Source organism: Vreelandella venusta, assembly GCF_044809155.1.
GTDB lineage: Bacteria > Pseudomonadota > Gammaproteobacteria > Pseudomonadales > Halomonadaceae > Vreelandella > Vreelandella venusta_B.
On record NZ_CP085241.1, the window covers coordinates 1,495,467 to 1,511,211 of the forward strand.

General features: G+C 51.0%; 16 protein-coding genes. 15 read left to right on the forward strand and 1 reads right to left on the reverse strand.

Features of this window, described 5'->3' with window-relative positions; all coding sequences use genetic code 11:
* Positions 1-6 precede the first annotated feature (6 nt).
* From LG301_RS07100 to LG301_RS07150, 11 genes are all read left to right on the forward strand, one after another.
* Positions 7-516: a hypothetical protein gene (locus tag LG301_RS07100; RefSeq protein ID WP_404474635.1), complete on the forward strand. Its 510-nt coding sequence runs from the start codon at positions 7-9 to the stop codon at positions 514-516.
* A gap of 34 nt (positions 517-550) precedes the next feature.
* Complete coding sequence (locus LG301_RS07105) at positions 551-1,594, forward strand: heme A synthase (RefSeq protein ID WP_404474636.1); 1,044 nt, start codon at positions 551-553, stop codon at positions 1,592-1,594.
* An 87-nt stretch (positions 1,595-1,681) separates the two neighbouring features.
* Positions 1,682-2,149, forward strand: a complete 468-nt coding sequence (locus LG301_RS07110; protein WP_404474638.1) for a DUF2489 domain-containing protein — start codon at positions 1,682-1,684, stop codon at positions 2,147-2,149.
* A gap of 302 nt (positions 2,150-2,451) precedes the next feature.
* Entirely contained in the window at positions 2,452-3,321 is an 870-nt protein-coding gene (locus LG301_RS07115; RefSeq protein ID WP_404474640.1) for an OmpA family protein, read from the forward strand.
* Positions 3,322-3,530: 209 nt separating this feature from the next.
* Positions 3,531-5,453: a threonine--tRNA ligase gene (gene thrS, locus LG301_RS07120; protein ID WP_404474641.1), complete on the forward strand. Its 1,923-nt coding sequence runs from the start codon at positions 3,531-3,533 to the stop codon at positions 5,451-5,453.
* A 12-nt stretch (positions 5,454-5,465) separates the two neighbouring features.
* Positions 5,466-6,005, forward strand: a complete 540-nt coding sequence (infC, locus tag LG301_RS07125) for a translation initiation factor IF-3 (RefSeq protein ID WP_082429671.1) — start codon at positions 5,466-5,468, stop codon at positions 6,003-6,005.
* A gap of 81 nt (positions 6,006-6,086) precedes the next feature.
* The gene (rpmI, locus tag LG301_RS07130; RefSeq protein ID WP_009097609.1) at positions 6,087-6,281 is read left to right on the forward strand and encodes a 50S ribosomal protein L35; all 195 of its coding nucleotides are present in this window, start codon (positions 6,087-6,089) and stop codon (positions 6,279-6,281) included.
* A 57-nt stretch (positions 6,282-6,338) separates the two neighbouring features.
* Entirely contained in the window at positions 6,339-6,692 is a 354-nt protein-coding gene (gene rplT / locus LG301_RS07135; RefSeq protein ID WP_009097607.1) for a 50S ribosomal protein L20, read from the forward strand.
* 156 nt (positions 6,693-6,848) lie between these two features.
* Entirely contained in the window at positions 6,849-7,868 is a 1,020-nt protein-coding gene (gene pheS / locus LG301_RS07140; RefSeq protein WP_404474643.1) for a phenylalanine--tRNA ligase subunit alpha, read from the forward strand.
* 26 nt (positions 7,869-7,894) lie between these two features.
* A complete protein-coding gene (gene pheT / locus LG301_RS07145; protein ID WP_404474645.1) occupies positions 7,895-10,276 on the forward strand; it encodes a phenylalanine--tRNA ligase subunit beta in 2,382 nt (793 codons plus the stop codon).
* 67 nt (positions 10,277-10,343) lie between these two features.
* Positions 10,344-10,643, forward strand: a complete 300-nt coding sequence (locus tag LG301_RS07150) for an integration host factor subunit alpha (protein ID WP_404474647.1) — start codon at positions 10,344-10,346, stop codon at positions 10,641-10,643.
* Between the two features lie 159 nt (positions 10,644-10,802).
* On the opposite strand, the gene LG301_RS07155 is transcribed toward LG301_RS07150, so the two are convergent.
* Positions 10,803-11,009, reverse strand: coding sequence for a DUF2788 domain-containing protein (locus tag LG301_RS07155; protein WP_404474649.1), 207 nt, complete (start codon positions 11,007-11,009; stop codon positions 10,803-10,805).
* Between the two features lie 144 nt (positions 11,010-11,153).
* Here LG301_RS07155 and LG301_RS07160 point away from each other — a divergent pair, with 144 nt between their 5' ends.
* The 4 genes from LG301_RS07160 to clpX all read left to right on the forward strand — a co-directional run bounded on the left by LG301_RS07160 (position 11,154) and on the right by clpX (position 15,615).
* Complete coding sequence (locus LG301_RS07160) at positions 11,154-11,615, forward strand: flavodoxin (RefSeq protein ID WP_404475201.1); 462 nt, start codon at positions 11,154-11,156, stop codon at positions 11,613-11,615.
* Positions 11,616-12,224: 609 nt separating this feature from the next.
* A complete protein-coding gene (gene tig / locus LG301_RS07165; protein WP_404474651.1) occupies positions 12,225-13,577 on the forward strand; it encodes a trigger factor in 1,353 nt (450 codons plus the stop codon).
* Positions 13,578-13,642: 65 nt separating this feature from the next.
* The gene (gene clpP, locus LG301_RS07170) at positions 13,643-14,260 is read left to right on the forward strand and encodes an ATP-dependent Clp endopeptidase proteolytic subunit ClpP (protein ID WP_263069039.1); all 618 of its coding nucleotides are present in this window, start codon (positions 13,643-13,645) and stop codon (positions 14,258-14,260) included.
* A gap of 74 nt (positions 14,261-14,334) precedes the next feature.
* Complete coding sequence (gene clpX / locus LG301_RS07175; RefSeq protein WP_263069038.1) at positions 14,335-15,615, forward strand: ATP-dependent Clp protease ATP-binding subunit ClpX; 1,281 nt, start codon at positions 14,335-14,337, stop codon at positions 15,613-15,615.
* Positions 15,616-15,745 lie beyond the last annotated feature (130 nt).

The window sequence follows — 15,745 nt, forward strand, 5'->3', positions numbered from 1 at the left end:
TAGACAATGCTGCGGGTTCAAGCGATTCATTATCAGCGGCTTAAATTAATCATGATTTTTGTTTTATTTGCTGCGCCTATGGCGGCTGCATGGGGAATGGTTAAGTGGGGTGTCGGCATTCCAAACCAACATACCGCCCATGGCGAAGTAGAAGTGATGGCGCCCAATTTATATGAGTGGGCGTTGGTCGATCCGTTAGAGAGCTCAAATGACGTTTGGACGCTGGCGTTTGAATGTACGGTTAATTGTGAAAAGCGTAAAGATGAGCTGTGGCGCCTTCACCGGGCTTTGGGACGCGAAGCGCCACGATTACAGCGATTGCGAATAGGTGGCGCTATTCAAGCTCTGCCGGGAGAGCAGGTTAATCAGTGGCAACAACCGCCAGCATGGCGCAATGAAAGCGTTATTTGGTTAATGGACCCAATGGGAGTGCCAGCATTAGCGTTTAATGAGCAAGCTAACGCAAGCGATATCCTTGATGACATAAGGCATTTGTTCAAGGTAAACCATCATTAATACTGGTCGGCACCCGGGGCCGTAAGGAAATAGAATGCAAGACGCATTAGATCAGCGATTACGCTTGCTGGCGCACCTCACCTTGGCAGGAACGTTGTTGACCGCTTTAGTCATCTTAGTGGGCGCTTGGACACGTTTAGTGGATGCCGGTTTGGGCTGCCCCGATTGGCCCGGCTGCTACGGACGGTTGCTGGTTCCTGATAGTGAGCATGCCGCTTTGCGTCATCCCGATGTGCCCCTTGAGCCTTTTAAAGCGTGGGTGGAGATGGCGCACCGCTACGTGGCAAGTTTTTTAGGGCTAATAGTTATTAGTGTTGTTGCGTTGGGCTGGTCTCTGCGTCACCGCCCAGGTTACCCCTGGCGCGTAAGCGTGGCGTTACTCGTGGTTATTCTGATTCAGGGTGCCTTTGGCGCATTTACGGTAACATTGAAGTTATGGCCGCAGGTGGTCACCTTGCATCTCCTGGGTGGGCTGAGTGTGTTAATGCTGTTTTTCTGGCTTTATTTGCGTGTTCGTCATTCATTGAAGAATATGATGTTAGCGCGTCAGCCAGTTAATTTATTGTGGGCAGCATCGATCGGTTTGCTGGTGCTGCAGCTAGCACTTGGTGGCTGGGTGACAAGCAACTACGCAGGCATTGCCTGCCAAGGATTTCCTACCTGCAATGCGCAATGGTGGCCAGAGATGGATCTCAGCGAAGGATTTCATTTAACCCAGACCGTCGGGCCTAACTATTTACATGGTCAGTTGCACGCCGATGCACGTACCGCGATACAAGTAGTCCACCGTATTGGGGCCTTGTTTTTAGGCGTAGTATTAATGGTGCTTTGGTGGCGGTATCGCCGTTTAGTGTTTGTTGGGCGCGCGCTAGCGGTTGTCGTGGGTGCTTATGTCGTACAGGTAGTGTTAGGGATTGCCAATGTCCTCCTTTGGCTGCCTTTGTGGCTTGCTTTATTGCATACTGCTGGCGCTGTGGTGCTGACACTAAGCGTTGGTTGGGCGTGGTGGCGATGGCGGCAGGGGTATGATGCGGTGCCTGTTCAGCACTCATTGACGGCAGTTACCGCCGAACGGTGAATTAAAAGTGTGTGGCATTGGTGTGACGATGGTTTTAGGGTGTACAATTATCGTTAAATTATTCTATGTGCCTATCTGAGGAGTGCTATGGATACCGCTACGTCGTTAATCTTGCTTGTGGTAGGCGTTGCGATCATTGTAGGCCTTGCTGCTTATGCTTTTAGCCTACGTAAAGAGGTGAAAAGGCGAGAAGCCTATCGAGTGGACGAAGATCGTCGCGCGCACCAAAACAGTTTAGAGAACCTGGACTATGTTGTGAGCGCGCTGGTTCAAGAGCAGGTAGACATAACGGAAGCCTCTTGGCGATGCAAGGTGTTACTTGAGATTATCGATCCAAGCTTAACCGAGCGCCCAGAATTTCAAGCATTTGCTGAGGTATACCAGCGTACTCAGCACTTGAAAACCCACTCTGCTCGGAAGGAGCTTTCCCCTCGGGAGAGGATGCAGGAAGATAAAGAGCGTTTGATCGTTGAAGATGAAATGCGCCCTGCAGTATTAGCAGCAGCAGCAGAGGTTATTAAGTGGCGTTCCAAAGGGCCTGCGTCTCTTCACTAACGCCGCATGGGCTCAATAAGCGTTAAATAATACCTATTTTGAGACAGTTCGAGCTATTTTTGCCGCTTACTGTGCCCTTTTTGCTATGCTGAAACAGTGGGTATTAGCAAGATGTTGGTATCTTCGTATTGTTGCCTTCTAGCGTCTAAACGTTAATCATAGGCAAACCGTTCAGTATCAGAGCGTTGGTTTTATATCGCCATTATACTGAGCAGGCGAAAAAAGGATGCTCTCGCAATAAGAAGCATTGGATAGAATTGGTCGTGTGACCATTTCAGCATTGGATCAAGAAGGAGTCTTGCATGAAAAAATCAACAACTGGCTTGCTAGTCGGTTCTGCCCTGGTAGTAGGTTTATCAGGCTGCGCCAGCTCGGCCACCCAGACATCTGGGCAGGCTAGCGCTAGCAGTGACCGTAGCTGGTACCAGCACCCAGCGGTTTGTGGTTTAGCTGGCAGTTTAATCGGTGGCAGCATTGGTTACGCCACCAGTGGTAGCTCCGATGAAGAAAGTGGTGCGGCTACAGGTGCTGCTGCAGGTGCTGCTATTGGCGGTTTACTGTGTGCTGACCGCACTCCCGAGCCTGTTGCACCGCAATGCCCAAGCTATGGCGAAGTGCCTGCTGGTGTAGCTGTTGATGCGCAAGGCTGCCCGCTGGACTCCGATGGCGACGGTGTGCCGGATTACCGTGATCAGTGCCCAGGCACCCCGGCTGGCGTGGAAGTAGATGCGCGCGGTTGCCCGCTGGATTCTGATAATGACGGCGTTCCGGATTATCGTGACCAGTGCCCGAATACGCCTGCAGGCGTTGAGGTTAACGCGCTGGGCTGCCCAGATAGCCTAGTCCTGCGTGACGTTAACTTTGAATTTGACTCTGCTCAACTCACAGCTAACGCCCAACAAGTACTTAACGGTGTTGCCGAGCGTCTGGTCAATAACCCTGACGTTCGTGTAAGCATTGAGGGTCACACTGACGCGCGCGGCTCTGCAGAGTACAACCAGAACCTTTCTCAGCGTCGTGCTGAATCAGTTGCTGCTTACCTGTCACAGCGTGGCGTAGAGACTAACCGTATGCGTGCAGTAGGCTACGGTGAAGAGCGTCCGGTGGCATCTAACGACACCGATGACGGCCGTGCACAAAACCGTCGTGTAGAGTTAGACGAGTGGAACTAAGCTGATTTGATTGAGCGACCATCGCTAATAGCGATCATTTGCTTAATTAGATAAATAAACGGGAGGCCTAAGGGTCTCCCGTTTTATTTTACGGCCCACTAAATTCTGATAGGCTAGCGGCCCGTTAAACATAGGTTTGTAACTCTCGCCCATTGATAGCGAAATGTGATCCTTGGTATGGATCACCACTGCGCTCAAGGAATATTTGAATGCCCATTGTGACACTGCCTGATGGCAGCCAAAGAACGTTCGACGCATCGCTTTCTATTATGCAGCTTGCAGAATCCATTGGCCCTGGTTTGGCCAAGGCCTGTGTGGCTGGAAAGATTGACGGTGTATTAGTCGATGCCGCTGATTTAATTGAGCAAGACGCTGAGGTGGCAATTATTACTGCCCGCGATCCTGAGGGGCTTGAAATCATTCGCCACTCATGCGCGCACCTAATTGGGCATGCGGTTAAGCAGATGTACCCTAAAGCCAAAATGGCAATAGGGCCAGTGATTGAAGATGGTTTCTACTACGATATTGAATTCGGTCAACCTGTTACCCCAGATGATCTTGAAGCCATTGAAGCACGCATGCGCTCATTGATTGAGCATGAGTACGATGTAGTGCGTGAATATGTTGACCGCGACCAGGCAATGCTCGCATTTTTGCATCGTGATGAACCCTATAAGCAGGAAATTGTGCGTGATATTCCCGAAGGCGCGACTATCCGGCTTTATCATCACGAAGAGTATGTCGACATGTGCCGCGGCCCGCACGTGCCAAATACCCGCCATTTAAAAGCTTTCAAGCTCACTAAGTTGGCGGGGGCGTATTGGCGTGGTGATGCTAATAACACCATGCTAACCCGTATTTATGGCACTGCATGGGGCGATAAAAAGCAGCTCAAAGCCTATTTGCAGCGCCTTGAAGAGGCTGAAAAGCGCGATCATCGCAAGCTTGCGCGCAAAATGGACTTGTTTCATCTGCAAGAAGAAGCACCGGGTATGGTGTTTTGGCATCCTAATGGCTGGACAATGTACCAGGCGTTAGAAGACTACATGCGCAAGATTCAGCGTGAGCACGGTTATCAAGAGATCAAGACACCGCAGGTTGTTGATTTATCTCTATGGAAAAAGTCTGGTCACTGGGGGCATTACAGTGAGCTGATGTTCACGACGGAATCGGAAAAGCGCGAATACGCGGTTAAGCCGATGAACTGCCCCTGCCATGTTCAAGTATTTAATCAGGGTCTAAAAAGCTACCGTGATTTACCGCTGCGCTTAGCAGAGTTTGGTAGCTGCCATCGCAATGAACCTTCTGGTTCCCTACATGGTCTGATGCGCGTGCGTGGCTTTACCCAAGATGATGCCCACATTTTCTGCACAGAAGCGCAAATCCAAGCAGAAGCAGAAGCATTTATCGCCTTGACCCTGCAGGTGTATAAAACACTCGGTTTTGACGAAGTTGAGCTTAAACTGTCAACGCGCCCGGAAGATTTCCTGGGCGAAGCCGAAATGTGGGATCGAGCAGAGCAAGGGCTTGAGGCTGCCCTCAATGCAACAGGCCTCAAATGGGAGCTGCAGCCCGGCGAAGGCGCTTTTTATGGGCCTAAAATTGAATTTGCCTTACGTGATTGCCTGAATCGTGTTTGGCAATGTGGTACTCTTCAGCTAGATTTTAATTTGCCAGGGCGTTTAGGAGCGCAATACGTCGATGAAGACGGCACGCGAAAAACTCCTGTAATGCTTCACCGCGCAATTTTAGGTTCCTTTGAGCGTTTCTTAGGTATCCTAATAGAGCACTATGCGGGTGCGATGCCACTTTGGCTGGCGCCTCAACAAGCAGTTTTGATGACAATTACGGATGCGCAACGCGATTATGCGCTTAAATTAGAGCATCGACTGCAAAAACATGGCTTACGGGTCAAGGCGGACTTGAGGAACGAGAAGATCGGCTTTAAAATCCGTGAGCATACGTTACAGAAAGTTCCCTATCTCCTTGTGGTGGGAGATAAGGAAGTCGAAGCTGACTCAGTGGCCGTGCGTACTCGCAGCGGCGAAAATCTCGGCACTATGACAATTGATGAGTTCATCGAGCGTTTTAGTGAGGAGCGAGCAGCCCTGGCGACATCGTCAATTGCCTAAGGAGACGGAGCGATCAAGCGAAGCAATCAGCGCGGGCGTCCACAAGACAAGCGCCCACCAATGAACGAGCGAATTACCGAAGAAGAAGTACGTCTAATTGATGCTGAAGGTGAGCAGTTGGGTGTTGTGCCCACCACCGAAGCTCTTGAGCGTGCAGAAGCTGCCGGTTTAGATCTCGTGCAAATTTCGAATGCCGATCCTATCGTTTGTAAGATTATGGATTATGGCAAATTTGTTTTTGAGACGAAGAAGCAAAAAGCGGCTCAAAAGAAAAAGCAGAAGCAAATCCAGGTGAAGGAAGTTAAATTCCGGCCTGGCACCGACGAAGGCGATTACCAGGTTAAGCTTAAAAACCTGACCCGCTTTTTAGAAGGTGGTGACAAGGGCAAAGTCACATTGCGCTTCCGTGGTCGTGAAATGGCGCACCAGGACATTGGCCGCAAGCTAATGGAACGGATCGCGGCAGACCTGGAAGAGATCGGAGCGGTTGAGGCTTTCCCTAAAATGGAAGGCCGCCAGATGATCATGATTATTGCCCCGAAAAAGAAGTGATCCAACGGCGAAGTTAACGGGCCAGCGTCTATGCGCTGGTCGGCCCTGGGTTTTCTAAAAAATATCGAGCGGAGTTCTCTCATGCCGAAAATCAAAAGCAACAGCGGCGCTGCTAAGCGCTTTAAAAAGACCGCTAACGGCTTCAAGCACAAGCAGTCTTTCCGTAGCCACATCTTGACCAAGAAATCGACCAAGCGTAAGCGTCAGCTGCGTGGAATGAAGCAGATTCATGCTGCTGATAAAGCGCTGATCCAGCGCATGCTGCCGAATCTGTAAGGTCGAATTATCTTATCTGAGCGCATATTGCCTCAGACCTAATGTCAGGAGTGTGTTATGACCCGTGTTAAGCGTGGCGTAGTTGCCCGTCGTCGCCATAAAAAAGTATTGAAACAGGCCAAAGGTTACTACGGTGCCCGTTCGCGTGTTTTCCGCGTAGCCAAGCAAGCTGTTATCAAAGCTGGTCAGTATGCTTACCGTGACCGCCGTAACCGCAAGCGCCAGTTCCGTGCGCTGTGGATTCAGCGTATTAACGCTGGTGCGCGCATTAACGGTATGTCTTACAGCCGTTTTGTTGGTGGTCTCAAGAAAGCCGGTATTGAAATCGACCGTAAAGTATTGGCCGATTTGGCGGTACACGAAAAAGCAGCGTTTGCTGCTATCGTGGAAAAAGCCAAGGCTGCCCAATAAGGCCTTTTCACACTGATGTAGATCAGTGTGAAATGCCTGAGGTCATTTCAGTGTGACCCGAACAGGGGAAGAGCAGCCGCTCTTCCCCTGTTTTTTTGTCACTTCTCTATGCCACACCATCGTTAGATGGAAATCGCTTAATTCGGAGTGAAACGGATGGATCACCTTCCTACTCTGGTATCAGAAGCTCGCGAAGCCATCCAGGCAGCGCAGAGCGTCTCTGCATTAGATGAGTTACGGGTACGTTATTTAGGTAAAAAAGGCGATGTCACTGCCTTGTTAAAAGGCTTAGGTAAGCTATCCGCTGAAGAGCGTCCTGCCGCGGGTGAGCGTATTAACCAAGCGAAGCAGACGCTTTCCGACGAAATTGATAAAAAACGAAACGCGCTTGAAGCCGAGGCATTGAACGCGCGTTTGGCGGCAGAGCGCATTGATGTAACCTTGCCGGGTCGCGGGCAAGCGAGCGGTGGGTTACACCCTGTTACCCGTACGCTTGAGCGTATCGAAAGCTTATTTACTCGTATTGGGTACGACGTGGCGGTAGGGCCTGAAATTGAGGACGACTACCACAATTTTGAAGCGCTTAATATTCCTGCTCACCACCCCGCCCGGGGGATGGCGGATACCTTTTATTTTGATGCCACGCGGTTACTGCGCACCCATACCTCGCCGGTGCAAGTTCGTACGATGAAAAGCAGCGAGCCGCCGATTAGAATTGTTTGTCCTGGGCGTGTCTATCGCAGCGACTCTGACTTAACGCATACCCCCATGTTTCACCAGGTAGAGGGGTTGCTGGTTGATGAGGGCATTAGCTTCGCAGACTTGAAGGGAACTATTGAAGATTTCCTCCAGGCGTTCTTTGAGCGAGACGATCTCTCCGTTCGTTTTCGGCCTTCTTACTTCCCGTTCACCGAACCCTCGGCGGAAGTCGATATTCAGTGCGTCATGTGCAGTGGTAATGGCTGCCGAGTCTGCTCCCATAGCGGGTGGTTAGAGGTCATGGGGTGTGGAATGGTGCACCCAGAAGTATTCCGTCACTCTGGAATTGATACCGAGCGCTATACCGGCTTTGCTTTCGGCATGGGGGCAGAGCGCCTGGCAATGCTGCGCTATGGTGTGAATGATCTGCGCCTGTTTTTTGAAAACGACTTACGCTTTTTGCGTCAATTCTCCTAACGCCGCCGCCAAAGACAGGAGCGAACATGAAATTTTCAGAAAAGTGGCTGCGTGAATGGGTATCTCCGCAGCTCAATGCACAAGCGATTGCTGACCAAATCACCATGGCGGGCTTGGAAGTGGATGCTGTTGCGCCAGTCGCGTCAGCTTTCAGCGGCGTTGTTGTGGCGGAAGTGCTCACGAAAGAGAAGCATCCTGATGCTGATAAGTTGAACGTCTGCACAGTTAATGATGGAACAGGCGAGCCGGTTCAGGTGGTATGTGGGGCACCCAATGTTGATGTAGGGCAGAAAATTCCCTTTGCTCAAGTAGGGGGTGTGCTGCCCGGAGACTTTAAGATTAAGAAAGCCAAGCTGCGTGGCGTTGAGTCGCGAGGCATGATCTGTTCGGCGTCTGAGTTAGGGTTAGAGGAAGAAGTATCGCCCGGTATCCTGGTCTTGCCAGCCTCGGCGCCAGTGGGGGTCAGTTTTCGCGAGTACATGCAGCTCGATGATATGACCATTGAGGTTGACCTGACACCTAACCGTGGCGACTGTCTGAGCATCAAGGGACTCTCCAGGGAAGTTGGCGTATTAAATCGGCTGCCGGTGAGCGGGCCTGTCATTCAGCCGTTACCAGCCAGTGTTGATGATACTTTCCCTATTAATATTGACGCTCCAGAGCAGTGCCCGCGCTATGCAGGGCGGATCATTAAAGGGATAGACGTTACCGTTGAGACACCGCTTTGGATGGTTGAGCGCTTGCGACGCAGTGGCGTTCGTTCGATTGATCCCATCGTTGATGTCACTAATTACGTTATGTTGGAGCTTGGCCAGCCGTTGCATGCGTTTGATCGCGATAATTTGCAAGGTGGCATTACAGTGCGCCTAGCTCATGAGGGTGAGCGGCTGACGTTGTTAGATGGTCAGGACATCGCATTGAGGCCTGAAACGCTGGTGATTGCGGACGATCGTGGTCCCTTGGCGATGGCCGGTATTATGGGTGGGGAGAATTCTGGTGTCAGCGAATCCACTCAGACCATCTTCCTGGAGTCGGCGTATTTCACGCCGTTGGCGATTGCAGGCAAAGCGCGCTCTTATGGCATGCATACCGATGCATCGCACCGTTTTGAGCGTGGTGTAGACCCTGAGCTTGCTGGCGTTGCCATTGAGCGTGCAACGCAGCTGTTAATCGACATTTGCGGTGGGCAGGCAGGCCCGATTACGCAGGCGGTTAGCAGCGCCCATATGCCGGCATCCCGCACTATTTTTCTGCGTGAAAGCCGGCTGGAAGGCGCGCTGTCAAAACGACTGGCTGCTGAAGATGTGACCGACATTCTTCAGCGTCTAGGATTGGCGGTCGAAAAGCAGGCGGAAGGCTGGTCGGTGACGGCTCCCAGTTGGCGGTTTGATTTAGCTATTGAAGAGGATCTCATTGAGGAGATTGCACGTATTCATGGCTACAATAACTTGCCTGTGCGTCGGCCTGCAGCGCGATTAGCTCTGCGGCCAGCTAACGAATCTATACTGACGCAACGGCAGCTTCGTAATCAGATGGTGGCGCGCGGTTTTCAGGAAGCGGTGACTTATAGCTTTGTCGCGCCTGAACTGCAGGCGGCAATCCTGCCTGATGCGGTTTCTCCAGTGTTAGCCAATCCAATTTCATCGGACTTGTCGGTGATGCGCGCCAGCCTCTTTCCTGGGCTGGTACGTGCGTTGGAGCATAATCTTAACCGCCAACAGACGCGTGTGCGTTTGTTTGAAACTGGCTTAGTGTTCAATGGTCAGCTGGATAATCTCTCACAAGTGCCCATGATGGGGGCGTTAGTGTGTGGTTCTCGTGAGGCTGAAGGTTGGAGTTGCGCTAAGTCAGCGGTAGATTTTTACGATTTAAAAGGCGATCTGGAAAGTTTGCTAGCGCTGGGCGGTCATCCGGACGCTTGGCGTTTTGAGCCAGCAGCGCACCCTGCGCTTCATCCGGGGCAAAGTGCTCAACTGCTGCACAATGGTGAACCCGCCGGTTGGATTGGTACGCTACACCCGCAGGTGCGAGCAAAACTTGGGTTAAAAGTTGATGCAGTACTCTTTGAAGTGCGTCTCGATGCGTTGAGTCAGGGGCGTATCCCTGCTTTCCAACCACTGTCACGTTTCCCAGAGGTGCGGCGCGATTTGGCCTTTATCCTCCGTCAGGAAGTGCCTGTTCAAGCATTGCTTGACTGTGCTCAAGCTGAAGCAGGTGATTACTTAAAAGACATTAAGCTATTTGATGTCTATGCTGGTAAGGGAGTCGATAATGGGTTTAAGAGTATTGCCCTAGGCTTGACCTGGCAGCATCCATCGCGCACGCTAAACGATGAAGAAATCAATCAGTTGGTCGATTCCATCGTGACACAAGTGCGTGTCAAATTGGATGCTGAACTGCGCGGCTAACCAGTGCATGCCATGACGCGGCGCGTATCACGTTCTTGGCAATGAGTTTGCTACAAGGAGGAGCCTTATGGGTGCGTTGACCAAAGCAGAGCTAGCGGAGCATTTACACACGGAGCTGGCGCTGTCTAAGCGAGAAGCAAAAGCGATGGTGGAAGCTTTTTTTGAAGAGATCCGTGCCTGTTTGCGAGAAAACGAGCAGGTTAAGCTATCAGGATTTGGTAATTTTGACTTGCGTGATAAGCGTGAGCGCCCTGGGCGCAATCCTAAGACGGGCGAAGAAATACCGATCTCTGCGCGTCGTGTTGTGACATTTCGCCCTGGGCAAAAGCTGAAGCAGCAAGTCGAGCATCACACCAGTACGTCATAGTCTCTGAGCAGTTTTTCTACCAATACGCTATGCGTATTCGTGGCGAAAGCATCAATATAAGAGATGTGAAAAGGAGTGCCTTAGGGCGCTCCTTTTTTATATCTGATGGATAGCTGCCCGTCTCAGGGCAGTCAGTGGGGATGCCGTCGTGTGCAGACGTCAGATCCCCCGTCCTTCTATTAGCCAAGTGATGATGACCTTGAGGATGTAGCCCAGCATGCCAGCACCCAGCACTACAAAGAGCATGATGGTGCCAAATTTGCCGGCGTTCGATTTTTTGGCAAGATCCCAAATGATAAAACACATAAAGATAATTAAACCGCCAACCATGATTGGCGTTATCCAAGACTCAAAGGTTTGCTGCATGAGAGCTCCTAGTCGGGGAGGGATGGGGACGAAAAGTAGAGACGTGCGTCGTTTTTGCCAAACGTGTTAATATTTGAGCAAATCCATCAGGTATTTGTCGACTGAACAAAGCGCAGTGCGACACTTTTACAGGGGAGTGCGATGATGCCTAAGCTAAATATCTTAGTGGGGACTATGTACGGTGGCGCGTTGGATGTCGCCGAGCAGGTAAAGCCACTGTTCGAACAGGCGGGCTACAGCGTCGATATTGTAGAGCAGCCCAATTTAACTGATGTGACTAGCCATGATGGGATTACGTTATTTTGTGTCTCTACAACAGGCAGTGGTGATTTCCCAGGCAGCTTTGTGCCGTTTGTTCGTTCATTGCGTGACCAGAGCCCCTCTTTAACAACCTTGCGCTACGGCCTTATTGCGTTAGGAGATAGCTCTTACGGCGACACTTTTTGCGGTGCCGGCAGGGCGCTTGATGCTTTGTTAGGCGATCATGGAGCGACTCGCTTAGGTGAACGGCTGGAGGTGGATGCAATGGAAACGTTCATGGCAGATGATGCGGCACTACCCTGGGTAGAAGAGTGGATTGAATCCCAGCAGCTAAAGGTTGCCTAAGCATGCAGCGAATACCTTATTCTCCTGAGCGCGTTAGCGTTGCAGTAGGCCTGTGTGTGGTTATGTTGTCGGCATTACCACGATATATGGCAGGGGGGCATGAGACGCGTCAAACACTGCTTCTAATTGCCTTGGCCTTTGTTGCGAGCGCTGCCGTGTTACAGTGGAGGATGCTTTCTGCTACTGCGCGACAAGCGTTACCATCATTTTTAAAGCGGCTTGCCGCGATGATGGTTGCCGGACTCGTTGTGATGGGGGGGTGGCATTTGCTCTTCACTGATTGGATCAGTTGGCAGGTATTTATTTCACATGCTGCCACCGCCGGGCTGTTACTACACGCCGTCAGTTTATGGTGGACGAGACGTGAAGAGTGAAACGGTAGAAGGGTGTAGTGGGTCAGTAGTAGCCCGCTTTTTAACCAGTGGCGCAGTGTTTTTGCGCAAAATAGCGTTTTGAACGCGGTAATTAATGGCTATTCCCTTGTATTTGATGCTTCTGACCCCCATCTTGCGAGCATGGCGCTTGCCACCATGCGCTAGGGTTCTTAAAATCGCCCCTTGAACTTATTATACGTAATCAACACAACGCCCAGCCGCTAGAGGACAATTCATGCAAGTTTCCGTCGAGACGACCTCCCAGATCGAACGCCGTATCACAATCCAAGTGCCGGCTTCAGAAATCGATGAGGCCGTCAGCGCTCGCTTGATAGACACTGCGAAAAACGTTCGCTTGAATGGTTTTCGCCAAGGCCGGGTGCCGATGGCAGTAGTTCGTCAGCGCTATGGTGATAGTGTACGTAATGAAGTGGTTGGCGAAGTAATGCGTGAGCGCTATGTCCGCGCCATTACTGAAGAGGGTCTTAACCCTGCAGGCTTCCCGCAAATTGAGCCTAAAGTTAATCAAGCAGGTAAAGACCTCGAGTTTGTTGCTCTGATGGAGGTTTATCCGCAGATTGAGCTGGCCTCAATTGAAGGCACAGACGTTGAGCGCCCAGTGGTAACTGTCAGCGATGCAGATGTCGACGAAATGATCGATACCCTGCGTAAGCAAAACGCTGAATGGGAAGAAGTAGATGCTGCCGCTGCTGATGGCGATCAAGTAACTATCGACTTCCAGGGCTTCCTGGGCGATGAGCCGTTTGAAGGTGGAAGCGCTGAAGGTCATGCACTCGTTATTGGCTCTAACAGCTTTATCCCCGGCTTTGAAGAGCAGTTGATCGGCGCTAAAGCCGGTGAAGAAAAAACCATTAGCGTTACCTTCCCCGATGACTACCAAGCCGAGCACCTTGCCGGTAAAGAAGCGACGTTCAAAGTCACCGTCCACAAGGTTAGCACCCAGAAGCTGCCTGAGGTTGACGCTGCCTTTATCGAGCGTTTCGGTGTGGAAGGCGGTGATGAAGCCCAGTTCCGTGCAGAAATTAAGAAAAACATGACCCGCGAAGCGGCTCAGGCGATTGATAATCGTGTTAAGCAGCAGGTTCTGGATGCGTTGAAAAACGCCAATGAAATCCCGGTACCTAGTGCACTGGTTCAGCAAGAAACAGACGGCATGAAGCGTCAGGCTGCTCAGCAGTTTGGGTTAGGTGAAGATTTTGACGTTAGCCAGTTGCCTAACGAGCTGTTTGAAGAGCAAGCTAAAGGTCGTGTTCAAGTAGGCCTGCTGTTGGCTGAAGTTATCAAGGCCAACGAGCTGGATGCTGATGACGACGCCATCAAGGCTAAGGTTGAAGAGCTGGCAGAACAGTATCAGGACCCATCAGAAGTGGTTAGCTACTACATGGGTAATGAGCAGCTAAAAACCCAGGTTAAATCTGCCATTCTAGAAGAGAAAGCGGTAGAGAAGCTGCTAGAGCAGGCAAACGTAAAAGACGTTGAAATGTCTTATCAGCAAGCATTGGCGGCCGCTCAGCAGCAGGCTGAGCAGGATGAAAATGTCGAAGAGGGCGAACAGGCTAACGCCTAACGTCGTCGCGTGGCGCATCCCTTTGCGATGCGCCTTTCCCTTACCGGACGCAAGGAATCACCCGAATGAGTGAGTTTGATATTCAAAACGCCGGCGGTTTAGTGCCCATGGTGGTTGAGCAGAGCGCCAAAGGGGAAAGGGCCTACGATATTTATTCACGTCTGCTAAAAGAGCGTGTCATCTTCCTGGTAGGCCCAGTAGAAGACTACATGGCGAATTTAGTTGTGGCTCAGCTGCTATTTCTTGAGTCGGAGAACCCTGATAAAGATATTCATCTCTATATCAACTCGCCAGGCGGCTCAGTAACCGCGGGTATGTCGATTTACGATACCATGCAGTTTATAAAGCCTGATGTTTCTACCGTATGTATTGGCCAAGCCGCCAGTATGGGTGCGCTGCTGCTAACAGCGGGTGCGGCCGGTAAGCGTTATTGCTTGCCCAACTCTCGGGTAATGATTCATCAGCCGTTGGGCGGTTATCAGGGTCAAGCGTCAGATATTGAAATTCACACCCGTGAAATACTGGGTATCCGCGAAAAACTCAATCAGATTCTGGCGCATCACACAGGTCAGGAGCTTGAAGCAGTTGCCCGCGATACCGATCGGGACAACTTTATGAGTGCTCATAAAGCCAAAGAGTATGGCTTGATTGATGCAGTGCTGGATAAGCGCCCAACATCCTGATAGCGTAATAGGATTGTGCTTTTCTAACGAGCTTTTCCGGCGGCGTGAGCCGCCGCAGTGATAGAGGTACGCGAATGGCCGACGGCAAAGGCAAGGACGAAGGTGGCAAGCTGCTTTACTGCTCGTTTTGCGGTAAAAATCAAAACGAAGTACGTAAGCTAATTGCAGGCCCGTCCGTGTATATCTGCGATGAGTGTGTCGACTTATGTAATGACATCATTCGCGAGGAAGTTCTCGAAGCCGATGCCGAGAGCGATGAGGAGCGTTTACCTACGCCCCGCGAAATACGTCATACATTAGACGACTATGTCATTGGGCAGGATCGCGCCAAAATGGTGCTATCTGTAGCGGTTTATAACCACTATAAACGCCTGAAAACAGACGTGCGTGACGGTGATGTGGAGCTAGGTAAATCTAATATTCTGCTCATTGGTCCAACCGGTAGTGGTAAAACACTACTGGCAGAAACCATGGCGCGGCTATTAAATGTGCCCTTTACTATTGCTGATGCAACAACGCTGACAGAAGCCGGCTATGTAGGTGAAGATGTTGAAAACATCATCCAAAAGCTGCTTCAGAAGTGTGACTACGACGTCGAAAAAGCTGAGCGCGGAATCGTCTATATCGACGAAATTGATAAAATTTCGCGCAAATCTGACAACCCATCGATTACTCGGGACGTCTCAGGCGAGGGCGTTCAGCAAGCGTTGCTGAAGCTAATTGAAGGCACAACTGCCTCAGTGCCACCGCAAGGTGGTCGTAAGCACCCACAGCAAGAATTTGTTCAGGTGAACACCGCCAATATCTTGTTTATTGTGGGTGGCGCTTTCGCTGGCCTAGACAAGGTTATCCGAGACCGTGCTGAAAAAGGCGGCATTGGCTTTAATGCCAGCGTGAAGAGTAAAGAGTCTTCGCGCGGAGTGGGCGAGCTACTGGCAGATGTTGAGCCAGAAGACTTAGTCAAATTTGGTTTGATACCTGAGTTTGTCGGACGTCTGCCGGTGATCGCTACGCTCACCGAGTTGACCGAAGATGCATTGGTGCAAATTTTAACTGAGCCTAAGAACTCGCTCGTTAAGCAATACGCCAAGCTCTTTGAAATGGAAGATGTGTCGCTTGAGTTTAGAGACGATGCACTTCGTGCGGTAGCGACTAAGGCAATGGAGCGTAAAACCGGTGCTCGTGGCCTGCGTTCTATCCTTGAATCAGTATTGCTCGACACGATGTATGAGATTCCTTCGCTTGAAGGCGTCAGCAAGGTGGTTATTGATGAATCCGTGATTGCTGGAGAAAGCGAACCACTATTGCTTTATTCTCAGCAAGAGGAAGCTCGTGTTGATGGCACTGACGGCTAGCCAATTGGCGTACGCTGCGGCTTAGCGTAGGCCGCTTGTGTTGAACCAGGGGGTCGCCTAGGCGGCCCCCTGCTATTAGGCATAATCCATTTGGTCGTATGCTTTCCGCACGGTGCTTTTGCATGATTTT

Excerpts from the sequence above, each read along its gene's own strand:
- pheT (WP_404474645.1), top strand. The coding sequence starts at position 7,895 with ATGAAATTTTCAGAAAAGTGGCTGCGTGAATGGGTATCTCCGCAGCTC.
- rpmI (WP_009097609.1), top strand. The coding sequence starts at position 6,087 with ATGCCGAAAATCAAAAGCAACAGCGGCGCTGCTAAGCGCTTTAAAAAG.
- LG301_RS07100 (WP_404474635.1), top strand. The coding sequence starts at position 7 with ATGCTGCGGGTTCAAGCGATTCATTATCAGCGGCTTAAATTAATCATG.
- LG301_RS07105 (WP_404474636.1), top strand. The coding sequence starts at position 551 with ATGCAAGACGCATTAGATCAGCGATTACGCTTGCTGGCGCACCTCACC.
- pheS (WP_404474643.1), top strand. The coding sequence starts at position 6,849 with ATGGATCACCTTCCTACTCTGGTATCAGAAGCTCGCGAAGCCATCCAG.
- thrS (WP_404474641.1), top strand. The coding sequence starts at position 3,531 with ATGCCCATTGTGACACTGCCTGATGGCAGCCAAAGAACGTTCGACGCA.
- clpX (WP_263069038.1), top strand. The coding sequence starts at position 14,335 with ATGGCCGACGGCAAAGGCAAGGACGAAGGTGGCAAGCTGCTTTACTGC.
- LG301_RS07150 (WP_404474647.1), top strand. The coding sequence starts at position 10,344 with ATGGGTGCGTTGACCAAAGCAGAGCTAGCGGAGCATTTACACACGGAG.
- tig (WP_404474651.1), top strand. The coding sequence starts at position 12,225 with ATGCAAGTTTCCGTCGAGACGACCTCCCAGATCGAACGCCGTATCACA.
- LG301_RS07110 (WP_404474638.1), top strand. The coding sequence starts at position 1,682 with ATGGATACCGCTACGTCGTTAATCTTGCTTGTGGTAGGCGTTGCGATC.
- LG301_RS07155 (WP_404474649.1), bottom strand. The coding sequence starts at position 11,009 with ATGCAGCAAACCTTTGAGTCTTGGATAACGCCAATCATGGTTGGCGGT.
- LG301_RS07115 (WP_404474640.1), top strand. The coding sequence starts at position 2,452 with ATGAAAAAATCAACAACTGGCTTGCTAGTCGGTTCTGCCCTGGTAGTA.
- LG301_RS07160 (WP_404475201.1), top strand. The coding sequence starts at position 11,154 with ATGCCTAAGCTAAATATCTTAGTGGGGACTATGTACGGTGGCGCGTTG.
- clpP (WP_263069039.1), top strand. The coding sequence starts at position 13,643 with ATGAGTGAGTTTGATATTCAAAACGCCGGCGGTTTAGTGCCCATGGTG.
- rplT (WP_009097607.1), top strand. The coding sequence starts at position 6,339 with ATGACCCGTGTTAAGCGTGGCGTAGTTGCCCGTCGTCGCCATAAAAAA.